The sequence below is a fragment of the Rhodopseudomonas sp. G2_2311 genome (genome assembly GCF_047501505.1).
Taxonomy (GTDB): domain Bacteria; phylum Pseudomonadota; class Alphaproteobacteria; order Rhizobiales; family Xanthobacteraceae; genus Rhodopseudomonas; species Rhodopseudomonas palustris_H.
This window is the reverse complement of sequence record NZ_JAZDRK010000025.1, coordinates 1-14,120: the sequence shown is the minus strand read 5'-3', so window position 1 is coordinate 14,120 and position 14,120 is coordinate 1. Positions and strand designations below refer to the sequence as shown.

The following is a 14,120-nucleotide window of genomic DNA, read 5'->3' as shown; positions in this document are numbered from 1 at the left end:
ATGCAGCTCACCGTATGGACCTATGAAGGCCCTCCCCATGTCGGCGCGATGCGCGTTGCCACGGGTATGGAGCAATTGCACTACGTGCTGCACGCTCCGCAGGGCGACACCTACGCCGATCTGTTGTTCACGATGATCGAGCGCCGCAACAAGCGGCCGCCGGTGACCTACACGACGTTCGCCGCGCGCGATCTCGGCAAGGACACCGCCGAGCTGTTCATGAGCGCGGCCCGCAACGCCTATGCGCGCTTCAAGCCGCAGGCGATGATCGTCGGTGCGTCCTGCACCGGCTCGCTGATTCAGGACGATCCGGGCGGGCTCGCCAAGTCGCTCGGCTTTTCGATTCCGGTGATTCCGATCGACCTGCCGGCGTATCAGCGCAAGGAAAACTGGGGCGCGTCCGAGACGTTCTATCAGCTCGTCCGCGCGATCGCCGGTCCGAAGGCGCCGCCGCCCGGCACCAAGCGCGCCGAGCGCGCGCCGGGCCAGCGCGCCAAGTGCAATCTGCTCGGGCCGACCGCGCTCGGCTTCCGTCATCGCGACGACATCACCGAGATCACCAAGCTGCTCGGCCAGCTCGGGATCGACGTCAATGTGGTGGCGCCGATGGGCGCGACGCCGGCGGACCTGACCCGGCTCGGCGAAGCCGACTTCAACGTCGTGCTGTATCCGGAAGTCGCGTCGCAGGCAGCGTCCTGGCTGCAGCGGATCTTCCATCAGCCGTTCACCAAGACGATTCCGATTGGCGTTTCGGCGACGCGCGAATTCGTGCGCGAAGTCGCCGGCCTTGCCGGCGTCGATCCGGAGCCGGTGCTGGCGGCGGCTTCGACGCGGCTGCCGTGGTACTCGCATTCAGTCGACTCGACCTACCTGACCAACAAGCGCGTCTTCATCTTCGGCGATGCCACCCATGCGATCGCCTCGGCGCGGATCGCGTCGGAGGAGCTCGGCTTCAAGGTGGTCGGGCTCGGCACCTACAGCCGCGAGTTCGGCCGCGACGTCCGCGAAGCGGCGGCGAAGTACGGCGTCGAGGCGCTGATCACCGACGACTATCTCGAGGTCGAAGCCAAGGTTGCCGAACTGCATCCGGAGCTGGTGCTCGGCACCCAGATGGAGCGCCACATCGCCAAGCGCCTCGGCGTGCCCTGCGCGGTGATCTCGGCACCGGTGCATGTCCAGGATTTCCCCGCGCGCTATGCGCCGCAGATGGGATTCGAAGGCGCCAATGTGATCTTCGACACCTGGGTCCATCCGCTGATGATGGGCCTCGAAGAGCATCTTTTGGCGATGTTCAAGGACGATTTCGAATTCAAGGACGGCGCGCTGCCGTCGCATCTCGGCACTGGCCACGCACCCGCTTCGGCGCCTGCTGTGGCGGAGGTCGCCGTTGCGCTGCCGCAAAGCGCGCCGGTTCTCGACGGTGCAGCATCTGAGCCGGCTCCGACCGCACCCGCCCCCACCGGGGCTGTGTGGGCACCGGAAGCCGAAAAGGAACTGCTGAAGATACCGTTCTTCGTCCGCGGCAAGGCTCGCCGGAATACCGAGCGCTTCGCCAACGAAAATGGTGTCGCAACCATTACTGTCGAGACCTTGTACGATGCCAAAGCGCACTTCGCCCGCTGACAAGACCCCGGTTCGGGTCGTCATCGTCACGCTGGACAGCCATTTGTCCGGTGCCGCCGCACGTGCTCGCAACGTGTTGCGGAAGGATTATCCAGGAATCGAGCTGACGGTGCACTCCGCCGACGAGTGGGGCAGCGACGGACACGCTTTGCAGCGCTGCCTCGCCGACATCGCCACCGGCGACATCATCATCGCCACCATGCTGTTCATGGACGATCACGTCCGTGCGGTGATGCCGGCGCTGCAGGCGCGGCGCACCGAGTGCGACGCGATGGTGTGCTGCATGTCGGCCTCCGAGGTGGTGAAACTCACCCACATCGGCAAGTTCGACATGAGCGCCGAAGCGCTCGGCATGATCAACTGGCTGAAGAAACTGCGCGGCAAGAAGCACGAAGGCTCGGCCGGCAAGGGCGAGATGAAGATGCTGCGGCAGCTGCCGAAGCTGCTGCGCTTCGTCCCCGGCACCGCGCAGGACATGCGCGCCTACTTCCTGACGCTGCAGTACTGGCTGGCGGGCTGCGAGCAGAACATCGCCAACATGGTGCGGCTGCTGATCGACCGCTACGCCAACGGTCCGCGCAAGGGGCTGCGCGGCGTCGCCAAGGTCGAGCCGCCGCTCGAATATCCCGATATCGGCGTGTACCACCCGAAGATGAAGGGCCGGATCGCCGAGTCGGTCGACAAGCTGCCCACGGGCCCGTCCGAAGCCAAGGGCACGGTCGGCGTGCTGCTGCTGCGCTCCTATCTGCTCGCCGGCAATGCCGGGCATTATGACGGCATGCTGGAGACGTTCGAGGCCAAGGGCCTGCGGGTGATTCCGGTGTTCGCCTCGGGCCTCGATCAGCGCCCGGCGATCGAGCAATTCTTCATCAAGAACGGCCGTCCCACGGTCGATGCGGTGGTGTCGCTCACCGGCTTTTCGCTGGTCGGCGGTCCCGCCTACAACGACTCCAAGGCCGCCGAAGACATCCTCGCCGCGCTCGACGTGCCATATCTGTCGGCGCATCCGGTCGAATTCCAGACGCTGGAGCAGTGGGCGACGTCCGATCGCGGCCTGATGCCGGTGGAAAGCACCATCATGGTGGCGATCCCCGAACTCGACGGCTGCTCCAACCCGATGGTCTATGGCGGCCGCTCCGACGGCGGCGACGTCGCATGCCCGGGCTGCGAGAAGTTCTGCAAGTTCGAGCGCAACGAAAGCGGCGGCGACATGCATGTCTGCAGCGAGCGCGCCGAAATGCTGGCGTCGCGCACCGCCAAGCTGGTGGCGCTGCGCCGGAGCGAACGCAAGGACCGCAAGGTCGCTGCGGTGCTGTTCAACTTCCCGCCGAACGCCGGCAACACCGGTACCGCGGCGTTCCTCGGCGTGTTCGAGTCGCTGTTCAACACGCTGAAGGCGATGAAGGCCGAAGGCTACACCGTCGAGGTCCCCGAAAGCGTCGACGCGCTGCGCGAGGCGATCATCAACGGCAATGCGGCACGGTTCGGCGCCAATGCCAACGTCCATGCCCGCGTGATGGCCGGCGATCACGTCAAGAACGAACGCTATCTGCGGGAGATCGAAGCGCAGTGGGGGCCGGCGCCCGGCAAGCAGCAGAGCGACGGTTCGTCGATCTTCATTCTCGGCGAGCGCTTCGGCAACGTGTTCGTCGGCGTGCAGCCGGCGTTCGGTTACGAAGGCGACCCGATGCGGCTGCTGTTTGAGAAGGGGTTTGCGCCGACGCACGCCTTCTCGGCGTTCTACCGCTGGATCAAGCAGGATTTCGGCGCCCACGCGGTGCTGCATTTCGGCACCCACGGCGCGCTGGAATTCATGCCCGGCAAGCAGACCGGCCTGTCCGGCACCTGCTGGCCCGACCGCATGATCGGCGATCTGCCGAACATGTATCTGTACGCCTCCAACAACCCGTCCGAAGGCGCGATCGCCAAGCGCCGCTCGGCCGCGACGCTAGTCAGCTACCTGACGCCGCCGGTCGCGCATGCCGGTCTGTATCGCGGGCTGCTCGAACTGAAGTCGTCGCTCGAGCGCTGGCGCGGGCTGACGCCGGAGGAAGAAACCGAGCGCGCTAATCTCGCGACCCTGGTGCAGGCGCAGGCCGCCGGCCTCGACCTCGCCCCGGCCGAGCCGGCCTGGACCGCCGAGGAAGCGGGCGACACCATCGCCAAGCTCGCCGACGCCGTGCTCGAGATGGAATACGCGCTGATCCCGCACGGCCTCCACGTCGTCGGCAACGTGCCGTCCGAAGAGGAGCGGGTCGAGACGCTGGAAGCGGTTGCCGACGCGATGCACGGCAAGCGCCCCGACAAGTCCCTGCTCGAAGCGCTAGTGCGCGGCGGCCATCCCGAACATCTGTCGGGCAACGGTCCGGAGGCGCAGGCCAATCTCGACATGCTCAAGGAGCTCGCCGGGATCGACAAGCTGCTCGCCGAGGATCACGAACTCGCCGCGATCCTGCGCGCGCTCGACGGCAAGTTCATCCGTCCGGCGCCGGGCGGCGACCTGCTGCGCACGCCTCAAGTGCTGCCGACCGGCCGCAACCTGCACGGCTTCGATCCGTTCCGGATTCCGTCGGCCTACGCGCTGCAGGACGGCGCCAAGCAGGCGCAGCGGCTGATCGACAAGCACATCGCCGAGGGCAATCCGCTGCCCGAGACGGTCGCGATCGTGCTGTGGGGCACCGACAACCTCAAGAACGAAGGCGCGCCGATCGGCCAGGCCCTGGCGCTGATGGGCGCCCGGCCGCGGTTCGACGGCTACGGCCGTCTCGCCGGCGCCGATCTGATCCCGCTGGAAGAACTCGGGCGACCGCGCATCGACGTGATCATCACCATGTCGGGCATCTTCCGCGACCTGCTGCCGCTGCAGATCAAGCTGCTCGCCGAAGCCGCCTTCATGGCGGCGAGCGCCGAGGAGCCGGCCGAGCAGAACTTCATCCGCAAGCATTCGCTGGCCTATCAGGCCGCGCACAATTGCGACATGGAGACGGCTTCGCTGCGGGTGTTCGGCAACGCCGACGGCGCCTACGGCTCCAACGTCAACCATCTGGTCGAGAACAGCCGCTGGGAAGACGAGGACGAGCTCGCCGAGACCTATACCAAGCGCAAGAGCTTCGCCTACGGCCTCAAGGGCCAGCCGGTGCAACACGCCGAGCTGCTCAAGAGCGCGCTCGCCGACGTCGATCTGGCTTATCAGAACCTCGACTCGGTCGAACTCGGCGTCACCACGGTCGATCACTACTTCGACACGCTCGGCGGCATCAGCCGCGCGGTGCGCAAGGCGAAGGGTGGCCAGGCCGCGCCGGTGTATATCGGCGACCAGACCCGCGGCGCCGGCACGGTGCGCACGCTGTCGGAGCAGGTCGCGCTCGAAACTCGCACGCGGATGCTGAATCCGAAGTGGTACGAGGGCATGCTCAAGCATGGCTACGAAGGCGTGCGTCAGATCGAAGAGCACGTGACAAATACTATGGGCTGGTCGGCAACCACGGGTGAAGTCGCCCCCTGGGTGTACAAGCAGCTCACCGAGACCTTCGTGCTCGATCCTGAAATGCGGGCACGCCTCGCCGCGCTCAATCCGGTAGCCTCGGCGAAAGTCGCCAACCGCCTGATCGAAGCGCACGAACGCAACTACTGGTCTCCGGACCCGGAAATGCTCGAGACCCTGCGCAAGGCAGGCGAAGAGCTCGAGGATCGCCTGGAAGGCGTGGGAGTGGCCGCATGAACATCCTGACTGATCCCAACAAGCTGAAGACCTCGGGCTGCGCCGACGTCAACGCGTCGAAATGCGCCGAGGGCGACGGCGAGGGCAGTGTCCAGGTCCAGCTCGACCCCAACCTCAACATCGGCACCGCCAAGGTGTTTTCGATCTACGGCAAGGGCGGTATCGGCAAGAGCACGACCTCGTCGAACCTGTCGGTGGCGTTCTCCAAGCTCGGCAAGCGCGTGCTGCAGATCGGCTGCGATCCGAAGCACGACTCGACGTTCACGCTCACCAAGAAGCTGATGCCAACGGTGATCGACGTCCTGGAGTCGGTGAACTTCCACTCCGAGGAACTGCGCCCCGAAGACTTCGTGTTCGAGGGCTACAACGGCGTGATGTGCGTCGAGGCGGGAGGTCCGCCCGCCGGCACCGGCTGCGGCGGCTACGTCGTCGGCCAGACCGTCAAGTTGCTTAAGGAGCATCACCTGCTCGAAGATACCGACGTGGTGATCTTCGACGTGCTCGGTGACGTGGTGTGCGGCGGCTTCGCCTCACCGCTGCAGCATTCCGAGCGGGCGATGATCGTCGCCGCCAACGACTTCGATTCGATCTTCGCCGCCAACCGCATCGCCGCGGCGATCCAGGCGAAGTCGAAGAACTACGCCGTTCGTCTGGCGGGAGTGATTGCCAATCGCAGCCGCGAAACCGACCAGATCGACAAGTTCGGCGAGCGCACCGGTATCAAGCGCGTCGCGCATTTGCCGGATCTGGATGTCATCCGAAAGAGCCGTCTGAAAAAGATGACGCTTTTTGAGATGGATCACACCCCAGAAATTGAAGCTGTGCAAAATGAGTATCTTCGGCTCGCGACGGATTTGTGGGAGGCGAAGGAACCCCCGGTCCAGGGCAAGCCGCTGAAGGATCGCGACATCTTTGATCTCTTGGGATTTGATTGATGGCGTTGGGCAGCTACATCGAGCGTCGCGGCGAGCTTGAAACCTATTTCGATCGCACCGCGGCCGACACCTGGGCCAAGCTGACGTCGGATGCTCCGGTCAGCGGCATTCGCGCCACCGTGCGCGCCGGCCGCGACGAAATGCGCAACACGCTGCTGTCGTGGCTTCCCGCCGACATGACCGGCACTCGGCTGCTCGACGCCGGTTGCGGCACTGGTGCGCTGTCGATCGAGGCGGCGCGGCGCGGCGCCAAGATCGTTGCGATCGATCTGTCGCCGACGCTGGTGGCGGTGGCGCGCGAGCGTCTGCCGGCCGACATCGATCCGGCCGCGATCGACTTCCGCTCCGGCGATATGCTCGACCCCGAACTCGGCGAGTTCGACTTCGTGGTCGCGATGGACTCGCTGATCCACTATTTGCCGCACGACATCTGCCGCATGCTGGCGACCCTGGCGTCGCGCACCCGGCAGTCGATGGCGGTGACGTTCGCACCGAAGACTCCGCTTTTGACGCTAATGCATTTCGTCGGTGGCTTCTTCCCGCGTGCCGACCGTGCGCCGGCGATCGAGCCGATCAGCGAAAAGACACTGCGCCACCTGGTGGCCGAAGAGCCGCTGCTGGCGCAATGGCAGCCCGGCCGCACCCATCGGGTGTCGTCCGGCTTCTACACCTCGCAGGCCCTGGAGATGGTTCGACGATGAGCCAACTGGCGGCGACATTGGCGAAAGGCTGGATGCGTCTCGGGACGCGTTTCCTGCCGTTCGCTGACGCGGCGACGAAGGAGCTTCCGCTCGGTCGTCTGCTGCGTCTGTCGCTGTTTCAGGTCTCGGTCGGCGCTTCGATCGTTCTGCTCAACGGCACCCTCAACCGGGTGATGATCGTCGAGCTCGGCGTCACCACGCTGCTCGTCTCGTTGATGGTGTCGCTGCCGCTGGTGTTTGCGCCGTTCCGCGTGCTGATCGGCTTCAAGTCCGACCATCACCGCTCGGTGCTCGGTTGGCGCCGGGTGCCGTATATCTGGATGGGCACGCTGCTGCAGTTCGGCGGCTTCGCCATCATGCCGTTCGCGCTGCTGGTGCTGTCGGGCGAGGGCGCTTATCCGGCGGTGTACGGTCAGTTCGGCGCCGCGCTGGCGTTCCTGCTGGTCGGTGCCGGCCTGCACACCACCCAGACCGCCGGTCTTGCACTCGCTACCGACATCGCGCCGGAAGATTCGCGACCGCGCGTGGTGGCGTTTCTGTATGTGATGCTGCTGATCGGCATGACCGGCAGCGCCGTGATGTTCAGCGAGCTGCTGCGCGACTTCAGCGAGCTCAAGCTCATTCAGGTGATTCAGGGCGTCGCGGTGGTGCAGCTGCTGCTGAACATCGTCGCGCTGTGGAAGCAGGAAGCCCGTAACCCGACGCTGACTTCGGCCTCACGGCTGCGTCCGCAGTTCGGCGAGTCGTGGGCGCAGTTCCGTGCCGCCGGCGGCTCGACCCGGATGCTGGTGGCGGTGGCGCTCGGCACTGCCGGCTTTTCGATGCAGGACATTCTGCTAGAGCCGTTCGGCGCCCAGGTGCTGCAGCTCACCGTCGGTCAGACCACCGCGCTCACGGCTTTCTTTGCGATCGGCACGCTGGGCGGCTTTGCGCTGTCGGCGCGGATGCTCGGCCGCGGCGGCGATCCGTATCGGCTTGCCGGGCTCGGTGCGATGATCGGCATGTTCGCTTTCGCGGCGGTGGTGATGTCGGCGCCGGCGCAGTCGGTGCTGCTGTTCCGCGTCGGCACGGCGCTGATCGGTTTCGGCGGCGGATTGTTTGCGGCCGGCACGCTGACGGCGGCGATGGCCGTTGCGTCCGGTAGCGATTCGGGAATGGCGCTCGGTACGTGGGGCGCAGTGCAGGCGACCGCTGCCGGCGGCGGCATCCTGCTCGGCGGCGGCATTCGCGACGCCGTCGCTTCGCTCGCCAGTGACGGCATGCTCGGTGCCGTGCTGTCGGGGCCGGCAATCGGTTACTGCTTCGTTTACTACATCGAGATCGCGTTGCTGTTCGCAACGCTTGTTGCGGTCGGTCCGCTCGTGCGCACGACACGAACGAACTACGCGCAGTCGTCAGCCAAATTCGGCCTCGCCGAATTTCCAGGTTAACTAAGAGGAAGGGGTCTGTCCCATGCAACCCGGAGCGTATTTGGACTTAGCACAGGTTACCCTGTACGTATTTTGGATCTTCTTCGCTGGCTTGCTGTTCTACTTGCGCCGGGAAGATAAGCGCGAGGGCTATCCGCTGGTCGCCGATGCCGGCACCGGCACCCGCCTGGCGAAGATCGGCGTGCCTGCGCCGCCGGATCCGAAGACCTACCTGCTGCGTGGTGGCGCGACCAAGACCGTGCCGTCGACCAGCAACGATCGCCCGAACGTGGCGCTCGCTCCGTCTGCGCCGTGGCCCGGTGCGCCGTTCGTCCCGACCGGCAATCCGTTCGCCGATGGCGTTGGCCCGGGCTCCTACGCTCAGCGCGCCGACGTGCCGGAACTCGGCCTCGACAACCTGCCGATCATCGCGCCGCTCCGCGCCGCGAAGGGCATGTTCCTCGACCCGCGTGACCCGAACCCGGTCGGCATGTCGGTCGTCGGCTGCGACGGCGTCGTCGGTGGTACGGTGACTGAGGTGTGGGTCGACCGCGCCGAAGTGATCGCCCGCTACCTCGAAGTCGAGGTCGCCAAGAGCCGTAAGCGCGTTCTGCTCCCGGTGCCGTTCGCGCTGATCAACGACCCGTTCGGCAAGGTGTCCGTCGACGCCATCCGCGGCGATCAGTTCGCCGGCGTCCCGACCACCTCGAAGAGCGATCAGGTCACCAAGCTCGAAGAAGACAAGATCTGCGCGTACTACGGCGCCGGCACTCTCTACGCCACGCCGCTGCGCTCGGAGTCTCTGGTATGACCGACGCCCCCAGCCAGTTTCGTGAGCTTCCATCGCCCTTGCCGGAGGGAGAGCGCGTTATCTGGCAGGGGAAGCCGACCTACAAAGGGTTGGCCATCAGGTCCTTCCACATGCGGGCCGTGGCGATTTATTTCGTCCTGCTGATCGCGTGGAAGGCCTGGTCGAACTGGTCGAACGGCCAGTCGCCGGCGGAGGCATTGACGTCCGCGTCGATGCTTCTGATCCCGGCGGCTGCCGGTCTCGGCCTGCTCGCACTGCTCGTCTGGCTGTTCCGCCGGGCGACCTGCTACACCATCACCTCAAAGCGCGTGCTGCTTCAGATGGGCGTGGCGCTGCCGATCACGATCAACATCCCGTTGACCCGGATCGCCAACGCCGACCTCCGCCAGAATCGTGACGGCAGCGGCGATATCCCCCTGCGGGTCATCGACGACAAGCGCGCATCCTACGTGTTGCTGTGGCCGCATGTGCGGCCCTGGTACATCAACAACCCGGAGCCGATGCTCAACTCGGTCCCGGACGTCGCCGCAGTCGCTGCCAAACTCACCGAAGCGGTGAAGGCGCAGACCGACAGCTCCGCGGTGGCGATCGTACAATCCACCAGTAGCGGCCCAGAAGACGGTCCGCTGCCAAGTCCCACCGCACCGGCAGTAGCCTAAACGGAGATCGAGATGAGCGAGGCCGCGCACAATCTCAATGTTCCGAAGGGCGCTTTGATCGCGGCTGCGGCGGTCGTGTTGTTCACGATTGCCGTGGCGGCAACCGCCCGACTGACCGGGGTCGGTCATTCCCGAATGACCCCTCCGGCGATGGTCGAAAGCCTCGACCTGAACTTCGAAGACAGTCCCGACGGCGCCGTGCTCGTGTATCGGACTTCCGATCGCAGCCTGGTGAAGTCGTTGCAGCCGGGTCAGTCCGGCTTCGTCCGCGTGGTGTTGCACGGGCTGGCGCGCGAGCGTCAACTCGCCGGCGTCGGCTCGCAGCCGTCGTTCAAGCTCGCCCGCTACGTCAACGGTCAGTACACGCTGACCGATCCGGTCACCAACAAGGTGATCGACCTCAACGCGTTCGGCGCCGACAATCTGCGCGCCTTTTCGCAGTTGATGCCCGCCGGCAACGGCACCGATCAAACCACCTCCAACAATGAGATCCTCAACGAGAAGGGCGCTTCGAAATAAGCATGTTCGGACTAGGGAAACGCACGAGCTTCGACGTCCCCTGCACGGTCGAGATCGAACAGACCTCGGAAACCCTGCATGCGCACGTCACTCTCGACGGCGACATCGAAATCGGACCTGGCGACGAAGTCCTGGTTCATGATGCGCCGACCCACGTCGACTTCGGCGAACGTTTGGTCGTTCGTCGCACCGCAACCGTGGTCCGTGCCGGTCTTCTCGACAAGATTCGTGCGCGGTTCGAAGGCTACCGTGAACTGACCGAACTGTACGAAGTCAGCTTTTCGACCGGGAGGGTTCAATGATTCCAATGGAGGGTGGCGCCCAAGGCGCGCTGCGAACGCGGCCGGACATCAAGGGCAGCGTCGACAGCCTCAACATCGCCAAGCAAGATACCATCCTGACGCCGCGGTTCTACACCACCGATTACGCGGCGATGGACAAGCTCGACGTCAGCCTGGTGCGGGCCGAATGGACCGCGATGATGAACGAGCTGCGTGCCGACTATAACAAGTCGCACTTCAAGAAGACCGACGAGTTTCTGAACAGCGACCTCGACAAGCTGCCGCCCGAGCTGCGCGCCGAGTTCAAGGACTTTCTGGTGTCGTCGCTGACGGCCGAGTTCTCCGGCTGCGTGCTCTATGCCGAGATCAAGAAGCGGATCAAGAACCCGGAGATCCGCGAACTGTTCGGCCTGCTCAGCCGCGACGAAGCCCGCCATGCCGGCTTCATCAACGAGATCCTCAAGGATCACGGCATCGGCGTCGACCTGTCGTTCCTGACCAAGGTCAAGAAGTACACCTACTTCCGGCCGAAGTTCATCTTCTACGCGACCTATCTGTCGGAGAAGATCGGCTACGCCCGCTACATCACGATCTATCGCCAGATGGAGCGCCATCCGGAGCTCCGCTTCCACCCGATCTTCAAGTGGTTCGAGCGCTGGTGCAACGACGAGTTCCGGCACGGCGAGGCGTTCGCGCTGCTGATGCGCGCCGATCCGTCGCTGCTGTCCGGCGTCAACAAGCTGTGGATCCGGTTCTTCCTGCTCGCGGTGTTCGCCACGATGTACGTGCGCGACCACATGCGTCCGGCGTTCTATGAGGCGCTCGGGGTCGATGCCACCGACTACGGCATGCAGGTGTTCCGCATCACCACCGAGATCTCCAAGCAGGTCTTCCCGGTGACGATCAATCTCGACGACCCGCGTTTTCTCCAGAACCTCGAGCGGCTGCGGATCGCCGCGGAGAAGATCGACAAGAGCCACCGCCAGGGCCTGCTCGGCAAGTTGAAGCGGCCGTTCTACGCCGCCTCGGCGGCGCTGGCCTTCGGCCGGCTGTTCCTGCTGCCGGCCAAGCGTAACGAACTGCCGCGCGTCATCGGCCTGCGTCCGGCGTGGTGAGGGGGACGGTGTGATGGTCAGCTACCTCGGCCCACCGGTCTTCGCAGCCTTCGTCTGGTGGTTCTCCACCGGAGCGGTGCTGCTCCTGGTCGGCAGCGTCGGCCGCTCCGAATTGCTGCGGGCGGTGTGCGCCGGGGGAATGCTCACCATCGCGCTGTGCGGCCTGTCGGTCACCGCGCACGACGTCAGCGTCGGCGCGGCCTACATGGCGTTCAGCTGCATCATCTTCCTGTGGGGCGCGCAGGAAATCGCGTTCCTGTCGGGCTGGCTCACCGGCCCGCGGGCCGAACCGTGCCCGCCCGACGCCAAGGGCTTCATGCGCTTCAGCTACGCGCTGCAGGCCATCCTGTATCACGAGCTCTGCCTGCTCGCCTGCGGCGCTGTGGTGCTCGCGGTGACGTTCGGCGCCGAAAACCAGGTCGGGCTGTGGACCTATACGGCGCTGTGGGTGCTGCGTCAGAGCGCCAAGATCAATCTGTTCCTCGGCGTGCCCGTGACCAATGACGAGCTGATGCCGGATGCCGTCCAGTTTCTGAAGACCTACTTCGCCCGCAAGCCGGTGAGCGCGTTCTTCCCGATTTCTGTGACAATGGCGACCGCAGTGCTGGTGGTTATGATCCAGCGCATTGTCGAAGTCGCCGATACGCCGTTTGAAGTGGTTGGTCTCACGCTGGTGTCGACGCTGTTTGCGCTCGGCGTCGTTGAGCATTGGTTCATGCTGCTGCCCCTGCCTGCCATCACGCTGTGGAGCTGGGGCATTCGTCCAGGTTTCTCGCCGGAGAACAACGTCATGGAACAGAAACCCTCCGCCACCATCACGGCTGCATCCGCGCAGGGATCGTCTGCGCAGCTTTCAGAAGCTCCGACCGCCGCTGAGGCTCGCTCCGCCGCGCCGCAGCTCGTCGTCGTCCCCACCGCCCGCGCCGAAGAGGCGCAGCCGAAGGCGCGCCAGCTGTGCGCCCGGCAGCGGCTGGAAGACCAGTTCCGCCAGACCTTCCTGGAGCAACATCCACGGAGCGGCTTGGCAACGGCACGGGTCGCAGAACCCGCCGCGACGCTCAACGGGAGGACGTCATGAACTACGAAGCCTATTTCAAGCGGCAGATCGAAGGCCTCCATCGCGAGGGTCGCTATCGCGTGTTCGCCGACCTCGAGCGTCATGCGGGTTCTTTCCCGCGCGCGACTCACCATCGGCCCGAAGGCACCAGCGAAGTTACGGTGTGGTGCTCCAATGACTATCTCGGGATGGGCCAGCACCCGGCGGTGCTGAGCGCGATGCACGAGGCGCTGGACAGCTGCGGCGCCGGCGCCGGCGGCACCCGCAACATCGCGGGCACCAACCACTATCACGTGCTGCTGGAGCAGGAGCTCGCCGCGCTGCACGGCAAGGAAGCCGGCCTGTTGTTCGCCTCGGGCTACGTCTCGAACTGGGCGACGCTGTCGACGCTGGCATCGCGCATGCCCGGCTGCGTGATTCTGTCGGACGAGCTCAACCACGCCTCGATGATCGAAGGCATTCGTCACAGCCGCAGCGAGACCCGGATCTTCGCGCATAACGACCCGCGCGACCTCGAGCGCAAGCTCGCCGATCTCGACCCGCACGCGCCGAAGCTGGTGGCGTTCGAGTCGGTGTACTCGATGGATGGCGACATCGCGCCGATCGCCGAGATCTGCGACGTCGCCGACGCGCACAACGCCATGACCTATCTGGACGAGGTGCACGGCGTCGGCCTGTACGGCCCGAACGGCGGCGGCATCGCCGATCGCGAAGGCCTCAGCCACCGCCTCACCGTGATCGAAGGCACACTGGCGAAGGCGTTCGGCATCGTCGGCGGCTACATCACCGGCTCGGCGGCGCTGTGCGATTTCGTCCGCAGCTTTGCCTCGGGCTTCATCTTCTCGACCTCGCTGCCGCCGGCGGTCGCCGCCGGTGCACTGGCCAGCGTCCGTCACATCCGCTCCAGCTCGGCCGAGCGCGATCGTCACCAGGATCGCGTCGCGCGGCTGCGGATGCGGCTCGACCAGGTCGGCGTCGCCCACATGCCGAACCCGAGCCACATCGTGCCGGTGATGGTCGGCGATGCGGTGCTGTGCAAGCAGATCAGCGACGAGCTGATCAACCGCTACGGCATCTATGTGCAGCCGATCAACTATCCGACCGTGCCGCGCGGCACCGAGCGGCTGCGGATCACGCCGTCGCCGCAGCACACCGACGCCGACATCGAGCATCTGGTGCAGGCGCTCTCTGAAATCTGGGCACGGGTCGGCCTCGCCAAGGCCGCCTGAGTCCGTCACTGATCTACCCGAGAAAGACTGGCGCGCGCCTCCGGGCGCGCGCCTTTGTTT

At 65.4% G+C, this 14,120-nt stretch carries 12 protein-coding genes; all 12 read left to right on the top strand.

Annotation, left to right across the window (positions count from 1 at the left end; translation table 11 throughout):
- The 12 genes from bchB to hemA are packed head-to-tail and all read left to right on the top strand — an operon-like array spanning position 1 to position 14,060.
- Positions 1-1,623 carry a ferredoxin:protochlorophyllide reductase (ATP-dependent) subunit B gene (gene bchB / locus VRZ08_RS22370; protein WP_164638044.1) on the top strand — a complete coding sequence of 541 codons (1,623 nt, stop codon included), beginning with the start codon at positions 1-3 and terminating at the stop codon, positions 1,621-1,623.
- Positions 1,598-5,344: a magnesium chelatase subunit H gene (locus VRZ08_RS22365; protein WP_414533945.1), complete on the top strand. Its 3,747-nt coding sequence runs from the start codon at positions 1,598-1,600 to the stop codon at positions 5,342-5,344. Before bchB ends, VRZ08_RS22365 begins: the two co-directional genes overlap by 26 nt.
- On the top strand, positions 5,341-6,279 hold the full coding sequence (bchL, locus tag VRZ08_RS22360) for a ferredoxin:protochlorophyllide reductase (ATP-dependent) iron-sulfur ATP-binding protein (RefSeq protein ID WP_107343555.1): 939 nt from the start codon (positions 5,341-5,343) through the stop codon (positions 6,277-6,279). The genes VRZ08_RS22365 and bchL overlap by 4 nt, the downstream gene beginning before the upstream one ends.
- On the top strand, positions 6,279-6,980 hold the full coding sequence (gene bchM, locus VRZ08_RS22355; protein WP_414533944.1) for a magnesium protoporphyrin IX methyltransferase: 702 nt from the start codon (positions 6,279-6,281) through the stop codon (positions 6,978-6,980). The genes bchL and bchM overlap by 1 nt, the downstream gene beginning before the upstream one ends.
- The gene (locus VRZ08_RS22350) at positions 6,977-8,410 is read left to right on the top strand and encodes a BCD family MFS transporter (protein ID WP_414533943.1); all 1,434 of its coding nucleotides are present in this window, start codon (positions 6,977-6,979) and stop codon (positions 8,408-8,410) included. Before bchM ends, VRZ08_RS22350 begins: the two co-directional genes overlap by 4 nt.
- A 22-nt stretch (positions 8,411-8,432) precedes the next feature.
- Complete coding sequence (gene puhA / locus VRZ08_RS22345; protein WP_263991058.1) at positions 8,433-9,200, top strand: photosynthetic reaction center subunit H; 768 nt, start codon at positions 8,433-8,435, stop codon at positions 9,198-9,200.
- Positions 9,197-9,859 carry a photosynthetic complex putative assembly protein PuhB gene (puhB, locus tag VRZ08_RS22340; protein ID WP_346296851.1) on the top strand — a complete coding sequence of 221 codons (663 nt, stop codon included), beginning with the start codon at positions 9,197-9,199 and terminating at the stop codon, positions 9,857-9,859. Before puhA ends, puhB begins: the two co-directional genes overlap by 4 nt.
- 12 nt (positions 9,860-9,871) lie before the next feature.
- The gene (gene puhC, locus VRZ08_RS22335; RefSeq protein WP_107343560.1) at positions 9,872-10,378 is read left to right on the top strand and encodes a photosynthetic complex assembly protein PuhC; all 507 of its coding nucleotides are present in this window, start codon (positions 9,872-9,874) and stop codon (positions 10,376-10,378) included.
- A 2-nt stretch (positions 10,379-10,380) separates the two neighbouring features.
- The gene (locus VRZ08_RS22330; protein ID WP_107343561.1) at positions 10,381-10,680 is read left to right on the top strand and encodes a hypothetical protein; all 300 of its coding nucleotides are present in this window, start codon (positions 10,381-10,383) and stop codon (positions 10,678-10,680) included.
- Positions 10,677-11,774: a magnesium-protoporphyrin IX monomethyl ester (oxidative) cyclase gene (gene acsF / locus VRZ08_RS22325; protein ID WP_164638052.1), complete on the top strand. Its 1,098-nt coding sequence runs from the start codon at positions 10,677-10,679 to the stop codon at positions 11,772-11,774. The genes VRZ08_RS22330 and acsF overlap by 4 nt, the downstream gene beginning before the upstream one ends.
- Positions 11,775-11,787: 13 nt before the next feature.
- A complete protein-coding gene (puhE, locus tag VRZ08_RS22320) occupies positions 11,788-12,852 on the top strand; it encodes a putative photosynthetic complex assembly protein PuhE (protein WP_107343563.1) in 1,065 nt (354 codons plus the stop codon).
- Positions 12,849-14,060 carry a 5-aminolevulinate synthase gene (gene hemA / locus VRZ08_RS22315; RefSeq protein ID WP_107343564.1) on the top strand — a complete coding sequence of 404 codons (1,212 nt, stop codon included), beginning with the start codon at positions 12,849-12,851 and terminating at the stop codon, positions 14,058-14,060. Before puhE ends, hemA begins: the two co-directional genes overlap by 4 nt.
- Positions 14,061-14,120 lie beyond the last annotated feature (60 nt).